General features: G+C 71.8%; 18 protein-coding genes. 13 read left to right on the plus strand and 5 right to left on the minus strand.

Annotated elements, in window-relative coordinates; genetic code table 11:
- The first annotated feature begins 2 nt into the window (after positions 1-2).
- From ABT116_RS07635 to ABT116_RS07675, 9 genes are read left to right on the plus strand one after another with little or no spacing between them, the layout of a single operon-like run.
- Positions 3-887: a carbohydrate ABC transporter permease gene (locus ABT116_RS07635; RefSeq protein WP_351629242.1), complete on the plus strand. Its 885-nt coding sequence runs from the start codon at positions 3-5 to the stop codon at positions 885-887.
- Positions 884-1,708: a carbohydrate ABC transporter permease gene (locus ABT116_RS07640; protein ID WP_344453584.1), complete on the plus strand. Its 825-nt coding sequence runs from the start codon at positions 884-886 to the stop codon at positions 1,706-1,708. Before ABT116_RS07635 ends, ABT116_RS07640 begins: the two co-directional genes overlap by 4 nt.
- Complete coding sequence (locus ABT116_RS07645; protein ID WP_351629247.1) at positions 1,705-2,793, plus strand: ABC transporter ATP-binding protein; 1,089 nt, start codon at positions 1,705-1,707, stop codon at positions 2,791-2,793. Before ABT116_RS07640 ends, ABT116_RS07645 begins: the two co-directional genes overlap by 4 nt.
- Complete coding sequence (locus tag ABT116_RS07650) at positions 2,790-3,626, plus strand: DeoR/GlpR family DNA-binding transcription regulator (protein WP_351629254.1); 837 nt, start codon at positions 2,790-2,792, stop codon at positions 3,624-3,626. Before ABT116_RS07645 ends, ABT116_RS07650 begins: the two co-directional genes overlap by 4 nt.
- Complete coding sequence (locus tag ABT116_RS07655; protein WP_351629257.1) at positions 3,595-4,683, plus strand: ABC transporter ATP-binding protein; 1,089 nt, start codon at positions 3,595-3,597, stop codon at positions 4,681-4,683. Before ABT116_RS07650 ends, ABT116_RS07655 begins: the two co-directional genes overlap by 32 nt.
- Complete coding sequence (locus tag ABT116_RS07660; RefSeq protein WP_351629259.1) at positions 4,680-5,711, plus strand: 2-hydroxyacid dehydrogenase; 1,032 nt, start codon at positions 4,680-4,682, stop codon at positions 5,709-5,711. The genes ABT116_RS07655 and ABT116_RS07660 overlap by 4 nt, the downstream gene beginning before the upstream one ends.
- Positions 5,712-5,730: 19 nt before the next feature.
- Positions 5,731-7,155, plus strand: a complete 1,425-nt coding sequence (locus tag ABT116_RS07665) for an FGGY family carbohydrate kinase (RefSeq protein ID WP_351629261.1) — start codon at positions 5,731-5,733, stop codon at positions 7,153-7,155.
- Between the two features lie 26 nt (positions 7,156-7,181).
- The gene (locus ABT116_RS07670; protein WP_351629264.1) at positions 7,182-8,219 is read left to right on the plus strand and encodes a glycerophosphodiester phosphodiesterase family protein; all 1,038 of its coding nucleotides are present in this window, start codon (positions 7,182-7,184) and stop codon (positions 8,217-8,219) included.
- The gene (locus tag ABT116_RS07675) at positions 8,219-8,446 is read left to right on the plus strand and encodes a hypothetical protein (protein ID WP_351629267.1); all 228 of its coding nucleotides are present in this window, start codon (positions 8,219-8,221) and stop codon (positions 8,444-8,446) included. The genes ABT116_RS07670 and ABT116_RS07675 overlap by 1 nt, the downstream gene beginning before the upstream one ends.
- 3 nt (positions 8,447-8,449) lie before the next feature.
- Here the strand turns inward: ABT116_RS07675 and ABT116_RS07680 are convergent, their stop codons facing one another.
- Complete coding sequence (locus tag ABT116_RS07680) at positions 8,450-9,088, minus strand: mycothiol-dependent nitroreductase Rv2466c family protein (protein WP_351629269.1); 639 nt, start codon at positions 9,086-9,088, stop codon at positions 8,450-8,452.
- A gap of 137 nt (positions 9,089-9,225) precedes the next feature.
- On the opposite strand from ABT116_RS07680, the gene pepN reads away from it, so the two are divergent.
- The 4 genes from pepN (at position 9,226) to ABT116_RS07700 (ending at position 14,656) form a co-directional block, all read left to right on the plus strand.
- Positions 9,226-11,805: an aminopeptidase N gene (gene pepN, locus ABT116_RS07685; protein WP_351629305.1), complete on the plus strand. Its 2,580-nt coding sequence runs from the start codon at positions 9,226-9,228 to the stop codon at positions 11,803-11,805.
- A 195-nt stretch (positions 11,806-12,000) separates the two neighbouring features.
- On the plus strand, positions 12,001-13,041 hold the full coding sequence (locus ABT116_RS07690; RefSeq protein WP_351629308.1) for a hypothetical protein: 1,041 nt from the start codon (positions 12,001-12,003) through the stop codon (positions 13,039-13,041).
- Positions 13,042-13,304: 263 nt separating this feature from the next.
- On the plus strand, positions 13,305-13,916 hold the full coding sequence (gene sigK / locus ABT116_RS07695) for an ECF RNA polymerase sigma factor SigK (protein ID WP_351629310.1): 612 nt from the start codon (positions 13,305-13,307) through the stop codon (positions 13,914-13,916).
- The gene (locus tag ABT116_RS07700; RefSeq protein ID WP_351629313.1) at positions 13,913-14,656 is read left to right on the plus strand and encodes an anti-sigma factor; all 744 of its coding nucleotides are present in this window, start codon (positions 13,913-13,915) and stop codon (positions 14,654-14,656) included. Before sigK ends, ABT116_RS07700 begins: the two co-directional genes overlap by 4 nt.
- A 3-nt stretch (positions 14,657-14,659) precedes the next feature.
- On the opposite strand, the gene ABT116_RS07705 is transcribed toward ABT116_RS07700, so the two are convergent.
- Genes ABT116_RS07705 through ABT116_RS07720 form a run of 4 tightly spaced genes read right to left on the minus strand, consistent with a single transcriptional unit; the run spans position 14,660 to position 18,535 of the window.
- On the minus strand, positions 14,660-15,382 hold the full coding sequence (locus ABT116_RS07705) for a 4'-phosphopantetheinyl transferase family protein (protein ID WP_351629316.1): 723 nt from the start codon (positions 15,380-15,382) through the stop codon (positions 14,660-14,662).
- Between the two features lie 14 nt (positions 15,383-15,396).
- The gene (gene sbnA, locus ABT116_RS07710; protein ID WP_351629318.1) at positions 15,397-16,410 is read right to left on the minus strand and encodes a 2,3-diaminopropionate biosynthesis protein SbnA; all 1,014 of its coding nucleotides are present in this window, start codon (positions 16,408-16,410) and stop codon (positions 15,397-15,399) included.
- Positions 16,411-16,454: 44 nt separating this feature from the next.
- Complete coding sequence (gene sbnB, locus ABT116_RS07715) at positions 16,455-17,522, minus strand: 2,3-diaminopropionate biosynthesis protein SbnB (RefSeq protein WP_351629320.1); 1,068 nt, start codon at positions 17,520-17,522, stop codon at positions 16,455-16,457.
- Positions 17,519-18,535 carry a TauD/TfdA family dioxygenase gene (locus ABT116_RS07720; RefSeq protein WP_351629323.1) on the minus strand — a complete coding sequence of 339 codons (1,017 nt, stop codon included), beginning with the start codon at positions 18,533-18,535 and terminating at the stop codon, positions 17,519-17,521. Before ABT116_RS07720 ends, sbnB begins: the two co-directional genes overlap by 4 nt.
- Positions 18,536-18,565 lie beyond the last annotated feature (30 nt).

The following is an 18,565-nucleotide window of genomic DNA, read 5'->3' on the forward strand; positions in this document are numbered from 1 at the left end:
CCATGGGGTGGCGGCTCGCCCTGCGCCCGTACCTCCTGATCGTGCCCGCACTGCTGCTGACCTGCGGGATCCTCTACCCGTTCGGACTCGGCCTGTACTACACGCTGTTCGACTTCTCGGCGAGCAAACCGCAGCCGGACATGGTGCGGTTCGAGAACTACACGACGGTCTTCTCCCAGGAGGCCTTCTGGAACTCGGCGTGGGTGACGGTGCTGTACGCGGTCGGGGCGGCCCTCGCCGAGACCGTGCTGGGCGTGGCCGTCGCCCTGCTGCTGCACCGCTCGACCCTGCTGGGACGGATCCTGGAGAAGATCCTGATCCTGCCGCTGATGATCGCCCCGGTGATCGCGGCGATCATCTGGAAATTGATGCTCCAGCCCTCGGTCGGGGTGATCAACCACCTGCTGCGCCCCTTCGGGCTGGGCGGCGTGCAGTGGACCGACACCCCGACGGGCGCCCTGCTGTCGTCGATCGCCGTGGACGTGTGGGTCTACACCCCGTTCGTGGCGATCCTCGCCCTGGCCGGTCTGCGGTCGCTGCCCACCTCCCCGTTCGAGGCGGCGGCCGTGGACGGCGCGGGGTGGTGGTACACCTTCCGGCGGCTCACCTTGCCGATGCTGTGGCCGTACGTCCTGGTCGCGGTGATCTTCCGGTTCATGGACTCGCTGAAGGTGTTCGACATCATCTACGCCCTGACCGAGGGCGGGCCGGGTGACTCGACCGTCGTCCTGCAGATCCGGGCGTATCTGGAGGCCATCCGCTTCCAGCGCTACTCCTTCGGGATCAGCTACACGATCGTGCTGTGGGCCGTGGTGTACCTGGCCGCGATGGTGCTGGTGAAGCACCTGGGGAAGATCCAGCGGAAGGCCGCGGAGGTCACCTCATGAACAAACGCGTCCTGGGGTGGCTGGGCGACGCCGCCCTGATCCTCTACTTCGTCTTCGCGCTGTTCCCGATCGCCTGGATGGTGATCCTGTCCCTGAAGCCGGCCGACCAGCTCTTCTCCACCTACTTCTCCTTCTCCCCCACCCTCGACGGCTACCGGACGGTCCTCGGCGACAGCGAGGGCATCCCGTTCGTGCGGTTCTTCGTCAACAGCCTGGTGGTGTCGGTGGGCGCGGTCGCGCTGTCGCTGGTGGTCGGACTGCCGGCCGCCTACGCCTCGGCGCGGTGGCGGTTCAAGGGCTCCGAGAACCTGATGTTCACGCTGCTGTCGTTCCGCTTCGCGCCAGAACTGACCGTGATCATCCCGCTGTTCGTGCTGTACCAGAAGCTCGGGCTGTTCGACACGTACGTCGGCATGGTGTGGGTGCTGCAACTCGTCACCCTGCCGCTGATCGTGTGGATCATGCGGTCCTACTTCGCCGATCTGACCCCGGAGCTGGAACAGGCGGCCCTGCTCGACGGCTACACCCGCAAGCAGGCCTTCTTCAAGGTGGCTCTGCCGCTTGTCAAGCCGGGCATCGCGGCCGTGTCGCTGCTGGCGTTCATCTTCGCCTGGAACAACTTCGTCTTCCCGCTGATCCTCACCTCCAACGAGGCCCAGACGGTGACCGTGGGCGCCCTGTCCTTCCTCGGCGGTGACCGGCCCAAGTACAACCTCACGGCCGCCGCAGCGCTCGTCTCCGTCGTACCGCCGCTGCTGCTGGCGCTGACGATCCAGCGGTATCTGGTGCGGGGCCTGTCGTTCGGGGCGGTGAAGTCATGATCCGGCTGAGCGGGATAAGCAAGGCGTACGGGAAGACGCTCGCGCTCGACGGGCTCGAACTGGACGTGCGGGAAGGTGAGTTCTTCTGCCTGCTCGGACCGTCCGGCGCGGGCAAGACCACCACCCTGAAGACCGTCGCCGGACTCGAACAGCCCGACTCCGGGACCGTCCTGCTCGACGGCGAGGACATGCGGGGCGTGGAGCCCTACGACCGGGGCGTGGCGATGTGCTTCGAGAGCTACGCCCTCTACCCGCACCGCTCGGCCTACGACAACCTGGCCTCGCCGCTGCGCTCGCCCCGGCACCGGCTGCCCGCCGCCGAGGCCCGGCAGCGGATCGGCGCCATCGCCGAACTGCTGGGCATCTCCGGGCTGCTGGACCGGCCCGTGGGCCGGCTGTCCAACGGCCAGCGGCAGCGCGTCGCCCTCGGCCGGGTGCTGGTCCGCCCCGCCCGGGCCTTCCTGCTGGACGAGCCGCTCTCGCACCTCGACGCCAAGCTCCGCCAGCAGATGCGGGCCGAGTTGAAGGCGATCGGGGCCGTGCAGCGCACCACCACCCTCTACGTCACCCACGACTCCGTCGAGGCGCTGGCGCTCGGCGACCGGATCGGGGTCATCCGGGAGGGCCGGATCGTGCAGACGGGCACCCGGGAGGAGATCTGGTACGAGCCGTACGACACCGAGGTCGCGCGGGCCTTCGGCCGGCCCCGGATCAATCTGCTGCCGGGCGTGGTGACGGAGAGCGGCGTGCGCGCGGACGGCGGGGTCGAGCTGCCGCTCCGCGCGCGGGCCGCCCCCGGCACGGACGTCCTGGTCGGTCTGCGGCCCCGGGACCTCGCCCTGCACGGCGAGGGCCACGAAGTGACCGGGACCGTGTACGTCACCGAGGTGCTCGGCCGGTCCGTCGAGGTCACCGTCCGGCTCGGGACCGGGGAGCAGCGGGTGTCGCTGGTGGCCCCCCGGGCGGACGCGGCGCGCCTTCGTACCGACGATCCCGTACGGCTCGTGGTCCGGCCTGAGAACCTGCTGCTGTTCGAGGCCGACCGGCCGGAGCGACCGGGACGACGGATAGAGACCGAGTCATGAGCAGCAACAGCAGTGGTGGACAGCAGGGGCCCGCGGCACGCCAGGCCGCCATGGCCGAGCAGGTGCTCGCCGACGGCTCGGCGACGGCGGCGGAGCTCGCCGAGCGGTTCGGGGTGAGCCTGATGACCATCCACCGGGACCTCGACGAGCTCGAACGGCAGGGCATCGTACGGAAGTTCCGGGGCGGGGTGACCGCGCAGCCGTCGGGGGTCTTCGAGTCGAACGTGCAGTACCGGCTGAAGACCATGCGGGCCGAGAAGGCCGCCGTCGCCGAGCACGCGCTGCGCATGGTGGAGCCGGGGATGGCGATCCTGCTGGACGACTCCACGTCCACGCTGGAGATAGCCAGGCGGCTGCGCACGGCCGAGGTCACGCCGCTGACGGTCGTGACCAACTTCCTGGAGGCCATCAACCTCCTGTCCGACCAGCGGGGCATCCATCTGATGGCACTCGGCGGCGATTACGACCCGCTGCACTCCTCGTTCCTCGGAGTGTCGTGCGTGGAGGCCGTCGAGCAGCTGCGGGTGGACGTGTGCTTCGCGTCGACGTCGGCCGTGCACGGGGGGTACGCCTACCACCAGGAGCAGCACATCGTGTCGGTGAAGCGGGCGATGCTCGACGCGGCGGCACGCAACGTCCTGCTGATCGACCACACCAAGCTCGGCCGGGTCGCCCTGCACCGGGTCGTCCCGCTGTCCCGCTTCGACACGGTCCTCGTGGACGACGGGGCGACGGCGGAGGCACTGCGGGATCTGGACGAGCACAAGGTCCGTTACGAGGTTTGTGCGATGAAGGGCGGCCATGGCGAGCGGAACGGGACTGGAGCTACGTGAGCTGCGCAAGACGTACCGGTCGCGCGGGCGGCCCTCGGTGGACGCCGTCCGCGGCATCGACCTGAATCTGCGGTCCGGGGAGCTGCTCGGACTGCTCGGGCCGTCCGGCTGCGGCAAGTCGACGACCCTGCGGATGATCGCCGGGCTGGAGTCCGTCACCGGCGGGGACATCCTCGTCGGTGGGGCGTCGGTCGTCGAACGGCCCGCGCAGGAGCGGAACATCGGCGTCGCGTTCGAGAACTACGCGCTGTACCCGCCGCTGTCGGTCGCGGAGAACCTGGCGTTCGGGCTGAAGGCCCGCAGGAGGGCCGCCCGGGGCGATGTCGAACGCAAGGTGCAGGAGATCGCCGAGCGGGTCGGTCTGACCGAGCTTCTCGACGCCCGACCGGCGGGCCTGTCCAGCGGCCAGAAGCAGCGTGTGTCGCTGGCCCGGGCCCTGATCCGCGAACCGGACGTGCTGCTCCTCGACGAGCCGCTCTCCCACCTGGACGCGGCCCAGCGCGACACCACCCGCCGTGAGCTCAAGCGCATCCAGAAGGACTTGGGGCACACGACGATCCTGGTCACCCACGACCAGGAGGAGGCCCTCTCCCTCGCCGACCGGATCGCCGTGATGAAGGACGGCGTCATCCAGCAGCTCGGCACCCCCTACGAGATCTACGACAGTCCGGCCAATGTGTTCGTCGCGGACTTCGTCGGCGAGCCCGCGATCACCCTGCTGCCCGGCATCTCCGGCGGCGACGGGCACGCCCGCCTCTCCGACTCCGTGCGCATCGCGCTGCCCGTGCCGGTGGACCGGGGGCGGGAGGTGGTGGTCGGGATCCGCCCCGAGGACGTCCGGCTCACCGGAGAGGGCGGACTGCCCGCCCGGGTCGTGGCCCACGAGCCGCTCCTGGAGTCGGGCCTGGCGACCCTCGCCCTGGACGGGGTCGAACGGCATCTGGTCGTCCTCACCGACCCCGAGGTGCGGCTCGCCCACGACGAGCGGGTCCGGGTCGCCGCCGACCCCGAGCACACCCATGTCTTCGACGCCGAGACAGGAGAGGCCCTGCGATGAGTGACTCGAACAGCGTGCGTGTCGTGGCCGCCGGTGACCACTTCGTCCTGCCGTCGCTGATCACGCGGGCGGTGGAGCACGAGGTGGAGCGGGCCGACGTGACGGAACTGCGGCTCGGCTGGCCGCTGGAGCCGTTCGGGCCGGTCGCCGAGGTGCAGGAGGCCAGTGACGCCGAGGACGAGATGATCGAGGCGCTGGCCGGGGCCGAGGTGCTGGTCACGCAGATGGGGCCGGTCACCGAGAAGGTGCTCGCCGCCTGCCCGGATCTGAGGCTGGTCGTGGTCTGCCGGGGCGGGCCGGTCAACGTCAACCTGGACGCGGCCAAGGACCGTGACGTGCGGGTGTGTTTCGCGCCGGGCCGCAACGCCGCCGCCACCGCCGAGTTCACCGTCGGCATGATGCTGGCGGCCCTGCGCCGCATCCCCCAGGCCCACGAGCCGCTCGCCCGGCGGGGCAGCTGGGAGGGGGCGACGTACTACACGTACGAGCAGAGCGGACTGGAACTGGAGGACCTGCCCGTCGGGCTGATCGGGTACGGGGCCGTCGGCAGCCGGGTCGCGCGCGTGCTGTGCGCGTTCGGGGCGCGGGTGATGGTGCACGACCCGTATGTGCACGGCGAGATCCACGGTCTGCGCGTGACATCGCTCGACGACCTCCTGCGCCGATCGCGGGTGATCACCCTGCACGCCCGGCTCACCCCCGAGACGCGGGGGCTGATCGGCGCCCGGGAGCTGGGGCTGCTGCCGTCCGGCGCGGTGGTGGTGAACGTGGCCCGGGGCCCGCTGCTGGACGAGGGTGCGCTGTGCGACGCGCTGGAGAGCGGCCGGGTGTCGGCGGCGGCGCTGGACACCTACGAGCGGGAGCCCCTGCCGGCGCGGTCCCGGCTGCTGGGACTCGCCGACCGCGTGGTCCTCACCCCCCACCTGGGCGGGGCGTCACAGCCGGTCGCGGAGAAGGCCGCCCGGATCGCCGCCGAAGAGGTGGGCCGCTGGGTGCGCGGGGAGCCGCTCGCGCACTGTCTGACCTGAGGACCGGGAGGAGAGCCGCATGTACGTCGGTATCGATGTGGGGACGTCCATGGTCAAGGCGGCGGCCTTCGACGCCACGGGCCGTCAACTGTCCGCGCAATCCCGGCCGGTGGGTCTGGACCTGCACGACGGGATCGTCGAGCAGGACATGGAGGAGGTGTACGGGGCGGTCGTCGCGGTGCTCGAAGCGCTGACCTCCGCCGTGGACGAGCCCGTCGAGCTGGCCGGGCTCACCGGACAGGGCGACGGGGTGTGGCTGGTCGACGGCGAGGGCCGGCCGGTGCGGCCCGCCGCCTCCTGGATGGACGGGCGAGCGCACCAACTGGTCGACGGCTGGCTGGCGGACGGCACGTTCGAGACGGTGTTCCGGCGCACGGGCAGTGCCATGTTCCCCGGCTGCCCGGGGCCGCTGCTGGCCTGGCTGGACCGGCACGAACCGAAGGCGCTGGACGCCGCGAAGGCCGCCCTGTACTGCAAGGACATGGTGTTCCAGCGGCTGACGGGAGCGGCTGCGACGACGGATGTGTCGGACGCGTCGATGCCGTTCCTGGACCCGCGGACCCGGACCTACGACGACCGGGTCGTCGAACTGCTGGGGCTGGCGCACCGCAGGGGTCTGCTCGCCCCGGTCAGCGACCCGGTCGCGACGGCCGAGGCGCGGGGCGAGGGCCTGCCGCCCGGGACCCGGATCGCGAACGGGCCCTACGACCTGCCGGCCTGCGCGCTGGGCGCCGGGGTGACGTCCCCGGGGGACGGTCTGCTGATCGTCGGCACCTGTCTGGCCAGTCTGGTCGCCACCACCGAGCTCGACCTGACCGGGGAGCCGGCCGGCCTGTACATCTCCACGGACCGGCCCGGGCACTGGCTGCGCGCCATGCCCGCCATGGTCGGCACGGCGGCGCTGGACTGGGTGCTGTCGACGACCGGGGTACGGCACGACGAGGTGGACGGTCTGCTGGCCGGGACCCCGCCGGGCGCGCACGGCGTGCGCGTGCTGCCGTACTTCGCGCCCTCCGGCGAACGCGCGCCCTTCGTGGAACCGCGTCTGCGCGCCGAACTCACGGGCGTCTGTCTGGAGTCGACCCGGGGTGATCTGGTCCGCGCCACCTGCGAGGGCATCGGGTACGCGGCCCGGCACTGCCTGGCGGCGGCGGGCCTCACCGGGAACCTGGCGGTCTGCGGCGGCGGCACCCGCAGCTCCGCCTGGATGCGGCTGCTGGCCGATGTGCTCGGGCGGCCGCTGCGGGTCGTCGAGGGCGAGGTGGGCGCGCGGGGCGCGGTCCTGGCGGCCGCCGAGCGGTGCGGGGCGCCGCTGGACGCCGAGGCGTGGACGAAACCGACGGCGGTCGTCGAGCCGGACCCGGAGCGGGCCGCGTTCTACGCGAGGGGCTACGAGGAGCACCTGGACCGGCTGGCCGGGGCACGGGCCCGGGCACGGAAGTGAACCTGCCATCGACGAAGGGGAGTCGGATGCGACTCGGACGGAGATCCCTCCTGCTGGCGGCGGCCGCGGGAGGCGCCACGGCCGCGACGGCCACCGCGGCGGCGGCCGAGCCCCGCGAGGGCGGCGGCCCGGTCGTCATCGGTCACCGCGGCGCGGCCGGCTGGCGCCCGGAGCACACGGCGCCCTCGTACACGTACGCCGTGCAGACGGGCGCCGACTGGATCGAACCGGATCTGGTGCCGACAAAGGACCATGTGCTGGTGGTCCGGCACGAGAACGAGATCTCCCAGACGACCGACGTGGCCCGGCACCCGGAGTTCGCGGACCGCCGTACGACGAAGACGGTCGACGGGCGGCAGGTGACCGGATGGTTCACCGAGGACTTCACGCTGGCCGAGCTGAAGACGCTGCGGGCGGTGGAGCGGCTGCCCGCGGTCCGCAACCGCAACACCGTCTTCGACGGGCGTGCGCGGGTCATGACCTTCCAGGAGGTCGTGGATCTCGCGCGGCGGCTGTCGCGGGAGCACGGCCGGACGATCGCGGTCTTCCCGGAGACCAAGCACCCCACGTACTTCCGCTCGATCGGACTGCCGTTGGAGCCGAAACTGGCGGCCGCGATCCGGCGCAACCGGCTCGGCCGGCGCGAGTGCGTGGTGCAGTCCTTCGAGCCGACGAGCCTGCAGCGCATGACGGGCCTGGGTGTGCCGCTGTGGCAGGCGCTGGGGACGACGGGCGGGCCGTACGACCTGCCCGGGAGGACCTACAAGGAGATGATGACGCCGGCGGGACTGGCGGCGATCGCCGAGTACGCGGACTGGATCGGGCCGGACAAGTCCTCGGTCGCGGAGACGACCCTCGTCGTGGACGCGCACGCGGCGGGGCTGCGGATCGGGCCGTACACCTTCCGCGCGGAGAACCAGTTCCTGCCGGAGCGGTTCCGGCGCGGGAGCGGAGCGAACGATTTCGGGGACGCGTTCGCCGAATACGCGCTGTACTACCGCATGGGGGTCGATGCGGTCGTGACCGACTTCCCGGACCTGGCGGTGATCGCGAGGAGGAGCTGATGACGGTGAGCCGGGCGTGCCGGACCTGCGGCACCATGCAGGAGTTCCGGATGTTCAACGCCGCAGAGCGGGCGGCGGTCCGGGCGGAGAGGGGGGCGGGGCACTTCGTGGACGACTACTGGCGTTGCACCGCTGTCGGCTGCCGGTGGTACCAGCGCTACCTCAACCGCGGCGAGGACGGTCTGCTCCCCGAGGAACTCAAGATCCAGCCCGCCCCCGCCGGATGAGGCCTACAGGTTGGAGAAGTCCGGGCCCTTGGTACGGGTGCGCTTGATCTCGTAGAAACCGGGGACCGAGGCCACGGCGAGGGTGCCGTCCCAGAGGCGGCCGGCCTCCTCGCCCTGCGGGGCGGGGGTGACGACCGGGCCGAAGAAGGCGATCTGCTCGCCGTCGGGGCCCGGCACCGCGATGACCGGGGTGCCGACGTCCTGGCCGACCTTGTCGATGCCCTCCTTGTGGGAGGCGCGCAGCTCGGCCTCGTACGGGGTGGAGTCCCAGTGCTCCAGGAGGGACTCGGGCAGGCCCACGTCCTTCAGGGCGGCGGCGACCGTCTCCTTGCCGGGACCCTCGGCCCGGTTGTGGATGCGGGTGCCGAGCGCGGTGTAGAAGTCACCGAGAACCTCGGGGCCGTGCTCCTGCTGCGCCGCGATGACGACCCGGACGGGGCCCCACGCCTTGGTCTCCAGCAGCTCGCGGTACTCCTCGGGCAGCTCGTCCAGCCTGTTCTCGTTCAGGACGGCGAGGCTCATGAGGTGCCAGCGGACCTCTATGTCCCTGACCTTCTCCACCTCCAGCACCCAGCGGGAGGTCATCCAGGCCCAGGGGCACAGCGGGTCGAACCAGAAGTCGACGGGGGTCTTGTCCGACATGTCTCTCCTCGAAAGGTAACCGTTTCTCCGGCAACGCCGGTGCGCGCTCGCCTCATTCCCGGCTGCCCCGTGTCAGGTGCACGTGGCAGGATCGGTCCTGTTCAGCCGTGCCCCACGACATCTGAGGAGTGCCGCCCGTGCCCGGTGAGAATCTGTCCCGCGACGAGGCCCGGGAGCGGGCCGCCCTGCTGAGCGTCGACGGGTACGAGGTGTCCCTCGACCTGCGGTCCGCGGTCGGGGAGGACCGGGGGGACGGGCCCCGCACCTTCCGCTCCGTCACGGTGGTCCGCTTCCGCTGCAACGAGCCCGGGGCGAGCACCTTCGCGGACCTGATCGCGCCGAGTGTGACGGCCGTATCGCTCAACGGCCGTGATCTGGACCCCGGCGAGGTCTTCGACGGCTCCCGGATCACGCTGGAGGACCTCGCCGCGGAGAACGAGCTGGTGGTCGACGCCCAGTGCGCCTACTCCCGCACCGGCGAGGGCCTGCACCGCTTCGTCGACCCCGAGGACGGCGAGGTGTACCTGTACACGCAGTACGAGCCGGCCGACTCCCGCCGGGTCTTCGCGAACTTCGAGCAGCCCGACCTGAAGGCCCCCTACCGCTTCGAGGTGCGGGCGCCCGAGGGCTGGACGGTGTGGAGCAACGGGGCCGGCGAGCAGACCGACGGGGTGTGGCGGTTCGCCGAGACCAAGCCGATCTCGACGTACATCACGTGCGTGGTGGCGGGCCCGTACCACTACGTGACGGACTCCTACTCGCGTACGTTCCCGGACGGCACGACGCTGGAGATCCCGCTCGGCGCCCTGTGCCGCAAGGGCCTCGCGCCCTACTTCGACTCCGACGACGTGTTCCTGGTCACCAAGCAGGGCCTGGACTTCTTCCACGACCACTTCGACTTCCCGTACCCGTTCGGGAAGTACGACCAGGCGTTCGTGCCCGAGTACAACCTGGGTGCGATGGAGAACCCGGGCCTGGTGACGTTCCGGGAGGAGTTCATCTTCCGCGGGAAGGTGACGCAGGCGTCCTACGAGGGCCGGGCCAATGTCGTCCTGCACGAGATGGCGCACATGTGGTTCGGCGACCTGGTCACCATGGAGTGGTGGGACGACCTGTGGCTGAAGGAGTCCTTCGCGGACTTCATGGGCGCGTTCTCGCTCGTCGGCGCGACCCGATTCGTCAACGGCTGGATCACCTTCGCCAACCGCCGCAAGGCCTGGGCCTACCGCGCCGACCAGCTGCCCTCCACGCACCCGGTCACGGCGGACATCCGCGACCTGCAGGACGCCAAGCTCAACTTCGACGGCATCACGTACGCCAAGGGCGCGTCGGTGCTGAAGCAGCTCGTGGCGTACGTCGGTGAGGAGGCGTTCCTGGAGGGCGCCCGGCGCTACTTCAAGCGGCACGCGTACGGCAACACGCGCCTCGGTGACCTGCTGTCGGTGCTCGAGGAGACCAGCGGCCGGGACATGAGCGCCTGGTCGCGGTCCTGGCTGCAGACGGCCGGGGTGAACTCGCTGACCCCGCAGGTGCTGCTGGACGCGGACGGCCGCGTCGAGGAGCTGGCGGTGGTCCAGGAGGCGGCCGAGTCGCACCCGGAGCTGCGGCCGCACCGGGTGGCCGTGGGCCTGTACCGGGTGACGGACGGCGGGACGCTGGAGCGCTACGCGCGCGTGGAGACCGACGTCGACGGCGCGCGGACGGTCGTCGCGGAACTGGCCGGTGCCGAGGCGCCCGATCTGGTCCTGGTCAACGACGACGACCTGACCTACTGCAAGATCCGCTTCGACGAGACCTCGCTGGCGGCCCTGCGCGAGCACCTGGGCGCGGTCACCGACCCGCTCGCGCGCGCCCTGTGCTGGTCGGCGCTGTGGAACATGACGCGTGACGCGCTGCTCCCGGCGCGGGACTTCGTGGACCTGGTGCTGCGGTTCGGCGGACGCGAGTCCGAGATCGGCGTCGTGCAGATGCTGCACGCGTGGGCGGAGTCGGCGATCACGCACTACACGGCGCCCGCCCGGCGTGAGACGGCCGCCGCGCTGCTCGCCGAGGGCGCCCGGCGCGAGCTGTACGCGGCCGGGCCGGGCAGCGAGCACCAGCTCGCCTGGGCACGCTTCTTCGCCCGGACGGCCACCGCCGAGGCCGACTTCGAGCTGCTGCGGGACCTGCTCGCGGGCACGGCGACGGTCGAGGGCCTGGACCTGGACCAGGAGCTGCGCTGGGTGTTCCTGGAGCCGCTGGCCGCGCACGGGGTGGTGGACGAGAAGGCGCTGGCCGAGGAGCTGACCCGGGACGACACGGCCTCCGGCAAGCGCCACCAGGTGCGCTGTCTGGCCGCCCGCCCGTCCGAGGCGGTCAAGGCGCAGGCGTGGGCGCAGGTCGTGGAGTCGGACGCGCTGTCCAACGCCATGGTCGAGGCGACCATCGCGGGCTTCTCCCAGGGCTCGCAGCGGGAGCTGATCGCGCCGTACGCGGAGAAGTACTTCGCCGCTGTCGAGCGGGTGTGGGCCGAGCGGTCGATCCAGATCGGCATGCACGTGGTGCAGGGCCTGTTCCCCTCCCTCCAGCAGTCGCGGGAGACGCTGGACGCCACGGACACGTGGCTGGACGCCCACAAGGAGGCGGCCCCGGCGCTGCGCCGGCTGGTGCTGGAAGCCCGTGACGACCTGGCACGGGCGTTGCGTGGACAGGCGTGCGACGAGGCCGCTGACCAGTAGCTTTGGCCTGAGATCGGGGCGTTCCGCCTTCGTTACGAGACGAGTGCCCCCGAGCCGTAACCCCTGGCCCGCACCCGAACGGACCAGGGGCTTTCGGCATCCGAACATCCGTCCTTTAGTGCCGGGTTGTCCATATTTGTCGACGGCCCTGTAACAGCGGTTCAAAGTGGGTCGGAACGCGGGAAATTGCGGGTCATGACCCACAACACCCCGCTCTCCCCCCGCCCCCTGCACGAGCTCTCGGGCGGTGGCCGCCCCCGCGTGCTCACGACGGCCCAGCTCCGCTCGCACGGTGTCTCCACGGCCGAGACGAACGAGCAGTGCCGTGCGGGCGGCCCCTGGCAGCAACTCCTCCCGGGCGTCGTCCTGCTCCACCCGGGCCCGCCGACGAGCGAGGAGCGGCTGCACGCGGTGCTGATGTACGCGGCGCGGGAGCGCGGCACCGGCGTGCCGGAGCAGCCCGGCGCGAGCCGGCCGCACGCCCCCGCCTACCCCGAGGTGATGATCACCGGCCTGGCCGCGCTGACGCTGCACGGCTTCTCCTCCACTCCCCCGCTGCCGTCCCTGGACGCGATCGACGTCCTGGTCCCGCGGCTGCGGCGGCTGCGCTCCACGGGCTGCGCGCGCATCGTCCGCACGCCCGTCATGCCCGACCCGGAACAGGTCACCGGGGTGCCGGTGGCGCCGGTGGCCCGCGCGCTGGCCGACGCGGTGGCCGAACTCGCCGACGCCGTCACCGTGCGCCGGCTGCTCACGGAGGCGGTCCGCGGCGCCCACTGCGACCCGACGGCGGTGGTCCGCGAGCTGAACCAGGCCCGGCTGCTGAGCCGCCCGCACGTCGTGGACGCGGTGGAGTCCCTGCTCGCCGAGGGCCGGGCCCGCGCGGAGGACCGCCTGTACCGCATGATCGGCGAGTACGGCCTGCCCGACCCGGTCTGGAACGTCGACCTGCGCCTGCCCGGCGGCCCCTACCTCGGCGGCCTCGACGCGTACTGGCCCGACCAGGCGGTGGCGGTGGAGCTCGACACCCGGGCGCCCCGGCAGGACGACGACGCCCTGTGGTCCGAGTACGCCCGCAAGCGCGAGCACCTGGAGCGACTGGGCATCACGGTCGTCCACATCACGCCGAGGAAGCTCCGCGACTTTCCGGAGCAGCAGGCGACGGTGATCCGCACGGCCCTGATGGCCTCGGCCGACCGGGAACCGGCCGCGTATGTCGTGGTGCTGCCCCGGTAGTGAAGGACCGGGGCAGGACCAGGAGGGGAGAGGAGGGGCCGCCGGGACGCACCGGCGGCCCCTCCTCGCACTCCGGCAGCGGCTGATCATGATCTGTCGCGGCGGTGGCTACGAACAACAGGTGGGGGGAGACGCACCGCCTCGCCCACCGCGGGGCCGGCCCTCTGCTGCGGCAGGCAGGTGAATCCGTCAGACGGACGGCTTCGGACCGGATGCGCCGCCCGCGGAAGCGGGCCAGTGTCTAGGTGAGGCGAGGAGGTGCGATGGACCGAAAAGCCGGAGCTCGGAGGGAAGGTGACAAGCGAGGGCGGCGAGGGGGACCGGCGGACGACCCCGGGCTGGACACGTTGCTCCTTCGCGCCGCCCACGGCGACGAACAGGCCTTCGCCGAACTCTACGACGCCCTGGCGCACACGGTGCTGGGACTGGCCTGCCGGGTGGTGGGAGACAAAGCCCAGGCGGAGGAGGTGACCCAGGACGTGATGGTGGAGGTGTGGCGGACCGCCGACCGCTTCCAGCCGGCGCGTGGAGCCGCCCGGAACTGGGTGCTCACCCTCGCGCACCGCCGCGCGGTGGACCGGGTACGGTCCGTCGCCGCGGGCCGCGCCCGCGAGCTGCGCGCCGCGGTCATGGAGCAGGAACGGTCCTTCGACGCCGTCGCCGAAGAGGTCGAGGTGCGGGAGGAGCAGCGCGCGATCTTCCGCTGCCTGGCCCGGCTGGCCCGCGAGCTGAGGCTGCCCCTGGTGCTGGCCTACTACGAGGGGTTGACGTATGCGGAGGTCGCCGAGGCGCTCTCGACACCGGCGGGAACCATCAAGTCGCGGATGCGTCAGGGGCTGCGGCGCCTGCACGACTGTCTGGAGGCCGCCGAGTGAGCCTGGCCGACGACCCGCACCTCGCAGTCGGGGCGTACGTACTGCACGCGCTTCCGGCCGGTGAGGAAGCCGTCTTCGAGCAGCACCTGGCCGTCTGTGCCCCATGCCGTCGGGAAGTCGATCAGCTGTCGGGTGCGGCGGCTCGGCTGGGAGCGGCAGAGACGAGCGCCCCTTCGGCGGACCTGCGCCGCAGGGTGCTCGACCGGATCGGCACCGTCCGGCAGGACCGGCCCGACGCAGTCGAGTCCCGGCGCCGGCGCCGCCTTCAGCGGAGCCTGGTGCCGGCGCTGGCGGCGTCCGTGGCGGCGGCCGCGGCTCTCGGAGGCGTCGCCTGGTGGCAGAGCTCCGAGGCCGACACCGCACGCGAGCAGTCCGCGCAGGTCCGTGCCGGCTACCGGCATCTCGCCGATGTCCTTACCGCCCCCGATGCCACGATCAGCACCGGGGAGCTGGCGCGCGGCGGGACAGCGAGCGTGGTCGCCTCCCGGGCGCAGGGCCGGTCGGCGCTCATCGCCTCCGGACTGCCGCCGCTCACCGGCGAACGGGTCTACGAACTCTGGTACGCCCGATCGGGGCGGTACCGGCCGGCAGGACTGCTGCCCTCGGCGGGCGGACGTCAGGCCCATGTGCTGGACGGGCCCCTCGCAGGGGCCACTGCCGTCTGCATCACCGTGGAACCGGCCGGCGGCTCCACCCAGCCCACCACCGACCCGGTCGGCGTCATCCCCATCCGCTCATGACGATCACTGCTCGGCCACCGCGACGGCAGCCGCACACCCCTGACCCACCGCCACGTCGTCGACGGCCCAGCCCGGCACCCGGCCGGGCCCGGCCGCGGAGCCGCCGAGGTGGTCCAGGCCCAGGTCGCGTCCCAGTCCGGTGCCGAGCCCTTTCAGATACGCCTCCTTGCGGGTCCACAGACGGGCGAAGGCGGCCGGGCGCCGGTCCGGCGGACACGCGGCGAGTTCGGCGGCCTCCCGGGGATGCAGCGTCACCGTGAGGGCGGAGACCACCTCGGGGGCGGGCAGCCGCTCGATGTCCGCGCCGACCGCTGAGTCCGCGAAGGCGAGTAGGCACAGCCCGGCGGTACGGGAGACGGAGAAGCACAAGGGCACACCGGGCACGTCGGGGCGGCCGTGCGGGCCCCCACACAGGGGGCAGGGCTGCCGTACCAGCGGCACGTCGGACGGCTCGACGCCGAGGTGGGCACCGAGGAGCATGCGCAGGCACACGTGGGCGACCCGGTAGCCGTCCCTGTCCGCCGCCCGGTGAAGTGCCGCGGCCCGCGCCCTTTCCCCGCTGTCCAGCACCACGTCCGCGAGCCGGGCCACGGCACCGTGGAGGTCCTCCACGCGGGCCAGCCACAGTCGGGGCCGGCCGGGGCGGGGCGGCTGCGGGGGCCGGGCCCAGGCGGCGGGCGTGAGCCGTTCGGGACGCTGGAGCGGCCTCGCGGGCAGGAGGCACATGGCAACGGCCGCCCTCAGTCGGAGGGGGCTCGCGCGGCCCGGGCGTCCTGGATCGAGCTGCCGTGCGACACCGGCGGGGCGAGCACGTCGTCACCGTACAGAGCCTGCACCCAGTTGCCCTGGTAGATCGTGTCGAGGTAGCGCTCCCCCAGGTCCGGGGCGATCGCGACGGGGGTGAGGCCCGGCGTTCCGTGCCGGGCGAGCCAGCTCGTCGCCCCGCTGACGACCGTGCCCGTCGAGCCGCCGAACAGGAAGCCCCGCCTCGCCAGGCTCTGACAGGTACGGATGGCATCGGCCTCCTCGACGCGGACCGCCTCGTCGACGAAGCTCTCGTCGAGCAGGGGAGGCCGGACGCTCATGCCCAGTCCGGGAATCATGCGCCGTCCGGGCGGGTCGCCGAAGATGGCGGAGCCGACGCTGTCCACCGCGACGATGCGTACCGGCCGGTGCCAGGAGCGGAACCAGCGGGCGCAGCCCATCAGTGTGCCGGTCGTGCCGACACCGATGAACAGGACGTCCAGCAACGGGAACCAGCGGGCGATGGCCGGTGCCGTCCTGCGGTAGTGCGCCCTCCAGTTGTCGGGATTGGTGTACTGGCTGAGCCACACATAACGCGCGTCCGAGGCGCACAGATCGCGCAGGTGCGCCAGCCGCGCGCCGAGCAGGCCGCCCGTGGCGTGCTCGTCGGAGACGACGTGGACCTGGCTGCCCAGGGCCTCCATCATCAGCCGGGTGGCCAGGTTGCACCGGGAGTCCGTCACGCAGACGAAGCGGTAGCCCTTGCTCGCCGCGATCATGCTCAACGCCACACCGAGGTTGCCGGAGGAGGACTCGACCAGGATCGAGTCCCGCCTGAGGGTTCCGCTCCGCTCGGCGGACTCCACCATCTCGGTCGCGGCCTTCAGCTTGATCGAACCGGCGAAGTTGAAGCCCTCGCACTTGAGGAAGAGCCGGTGTCCCGCCATCGGCTCGAGGTCGACGTACAGGTCCTCCTCGTTGAAGGCGTGAGGTACGGATATGACTGGCACGATGTTCTCCTCGTCCAGGGCCGGACGGTGGACGGGTGCCGTCCTCAGCCGTGCCGGCTCAGTTCGTGAAAGAAGTGGTCGATGACCCGCAGTTCGCCGGAGCGGGCCACTTCGTCGTAGACGTAGGAGCCGACCGCGAGGTCCAGCACCCCCAGGCCGAACGGCGAGAAGATCGCCGGGCGTTCGGCCGGGACCGTCACGCGGCCGGCCATCACGTCGTCGAGCGTGCCGAGCAGGAAGTCGCGGTTGCCGGTGAGGCGTTCGGTGAGGTGCGGGGAGGTGGCGGCCCTGAGGCAGTGGTCGATGTCGTCGACGACGTTGGTGGCACTGAGCAGCACCTGCGGCGCGAGGTCGCGCAGCGACACGTGCAGCACCACCGGGTTGTGCCGGAACCACGACGGCTCGGTGATGTGCGGCCGGTCGGCGACCGTGGCGAAGACGATCAGATCGCTGAGGCGGATCACTTCCTCGGCGTCATGGTGCACGGTGACGCGTCCGAAGGCTCCGGACTGCTCCAGGTAGGTGCGGAAGCCGGCGGCGCTTTCGGGGGACAGATCATGCACACCGATGGAGTCGAAGGACCAGCCGGTGCCCTCCAGGTAGGTGTGGATGTAGCGGGCGATCAGACCAGCCCCGACGAACCCCAGGCGGGCGGGGCGCGGTCGTCCCCTGCTGAGCCGGTCGGCGGCCGAAGCGGCGGACGCCGCGGTCCTGGCGGCGCTGATGATCGAGCTCTCCATGCAGGCGAAGGGGTAGCCCGTGGCGGGGTCGTTGAGGATGAGTACGGCTGACGCCCGTGGGATGCCCGAGGCGACGTTGGCGGGGAAGCTGGAGATCCACTTCAGGCCGTCCACCCGGCCCTCGCCGCCGAGCGAGGCGGGCAGGGCGATGATCCGTGACGTCGGCCGGTCGGGGAAGCGCAGGAACGAGGACGGCGGGTTGACCGTACGGCCGGCGCCGTGCAGGCGGTAGGCCGCCTCGACGACCTCCACCACGGTCTTCTCCCTGCCCTGGAGCACCTCCTTGACCTGGCTTCCGGGGACGACGGCGAAGGACGGCACGAGCGGGGTGTCCGTCCGGGCGGTGTGCGGGGCGGTGTGCAGGGTGGTCATGCCGCCTCCCTCCCCGTCCGCGGTCCGGGAAGGCCGGGACGCAACGGATCGGCCATCGCCACCACGATGTCCCGCGGCCCCCGGTACGCCTCCCGGCTGTGCGCGGTGCGGATGTTGTCCACGAGCATCAGGTCACCGCGCTGCCAGGGCCTGCGTACGGTGAGGGCTTCGTAGGTCTTGTTGATCTGCTCGACGACGTCCGGGGGCACCGGGTCGCCGTTGCCGTAACGGGTGTTGAAGGGCAGACCGTCCGGTCCGTACTCGTCGACCAGGAACTCCCGGACCTCGGGTGTCATCGTCCACTCGTTCAGGAACGCGATCTGGTTGAACCAGCAGTCCAGGCCGGAGACCGGGTGCCGCACCACGGCGTGCCGGTGCTGCCGCGTCCGCAGCGAACCGTCTCGCTGCCAGGACCAGTCGATCGCGTGGGCACGGCAGTAGGCCTCGACGGCGCCCCGGTCGTCGGTGCCGAACGACTGACCGAGTGTCGCGCCGATCCCCTCGTTGTAGGCCCTGGTGAGCAGCCAGCCCTCCCGGGCGAAACGCTCGACGAGGTCGGCCGGCAGCGCGTGCAGCACGGCGGTCGCGTCGGCCACCGCGGTGGCACCGCCCTCGACGGGGGGCTCCAGGCACGCGAACAGCATCAGGCCGGGACACTCCAGGGCGTAGCTGAGTTCGTGATGCATGCACATGGGCTGGTGGGGCGGCCAGGCCGACGACGTGTACACGCCGTCCGCGTGGCGGTCACGGGCGGCGAACGCCTCGCGTTCGACCACGGGGTGCTCGGCCACCTGGCGCAGGACCGATCCGACGTCGGCCGGGGTGCGCAGGCCGAGGCCCCGGACGACGAGCGCCCCCTGCTCGGCGACGAGTTCGCGCAGCGTGTCCCGCCGGTCGGCCGCCCAGGCCGCCGTGTCCCCGACGTCCGGGGTGTCCGCGGCATCGAGTACCGCGAGGCCGTCCGGAGCCGGTGTCGTGGGGGCCCTGCTCTTGCGGAAGAGTGCCGACAGCATGTCGATCTCCTCTCGTGCTCCTGGTGTCCG

The sequence above is a fragment of the Streptomyces sp. NPDC002130 genome, assembly GCF_040296465.1.
Lineage (GTDB): Bacteria > Actinomycetota > Actinomycetes > Streptomycetales > Streptomycetaceae > Streptomyces.

Coding starts and splice junctions, on each gene's coding strand:
- ABT116_RS07640 (WP_344453584.1), top strand. CDS start 884: ATGAACAAACGCGTCCTGGGGTGGCTGGGCGACGCCGCCCTGATCCTC.
- ABT116_RS07660 (WP_351629259.1), top strand. CDS start 4,680: ATGAGTGACTCGAACAGCGTGCGTGTCGTGGCCGCCGGTGACCACTTC.
- sigK (WP_351629310.1), top strand. CDS start 13,305: ATGGACCGAAAAGCCGGAGCTCGGAGGGAAGGTGACAAGCGAGGGCGG.
- ABT116_RS07635 (WP_351629242.1), top strand. CDS start 3: ATGGGGTGGCGGCTCGCCCTGCGCCCGTACCTCCTGATCGTGCCCGCA.
- ABT116_RS07705 (WP_351629316.1), bottom strand. CDS start 15,382: ATGTGCCTCCTGCCCGCGAGGCCGCTCCAGCGTCCCGAACGGCTCACG.
- ABT116_RS07680 (WP_351629269.1), bottom strand. CDS start 9,088: ATGTCGGACAAGACCCCCGTCGACTTCTGGTTCGACCCGCTGTGCCCC.
- ABT116_RS07670 (WP_351629264.1), top strand. CDS start 7,182: ATGCGACTCGGACGGAGATCCCTCCTGCTGGCGGCGGCCGCGGGAGGC.
- ABT116_RS07650 (WP_351629254.1), top strand. CDS start 2,790: ATGAGCAGCAACAGCAGTGGTGGACAGCAGGGGCCCGCGGCACGCCAG.
- ABT116_RS07645 (WP_351629247.1), top strand. CDS start 1,705: ATGATCCGGCTGAGCGGGATAAGCAAGGCGTACGGGAAGACGCTCGCG.
- ABT116_RS07655 (WP_351629257.1), top strand. CDS start 3,595: ATGGCGAGCGGAACGGGACTGGAGCTACGTGAGCTGCGCAAGACGTAC.
- sbnB (WP_351629320.1), bottom strand. CDS start 17,522: ATGACCACCCTGCACACCGCCCCGCACACCGCCCGGACGGACACCCCG.
- ABT116_RS07665 (WP_351629261.1), top strand. CDS start 5,731: ATGTACGTCGGTATCGATGTGGGGACGTCCATGGTCAAGGCGGCGGCC.
- ABT116_RS07675 (WP_351629267.1), top strand. CDS start 8,219: ATGACGGTGAGCCGGGCGTGCCGGACCTGCGGCACCATGCAGGAGTTC.
- ABT116_RS07720 (WP_351629323.1), bottom strand. CDS start 18,535: ATGCTGTCGGCACTCTTCCGCAAGAGCAGGGCCCCCACGACACCGGCT.
- ABT116_RS07690 (WP_351629308.1), top strand. CDS start 12,001: ATGACCCACAACACCCCGCTCTCCCCCCGCCCCCTGCACGAGCTCTCG.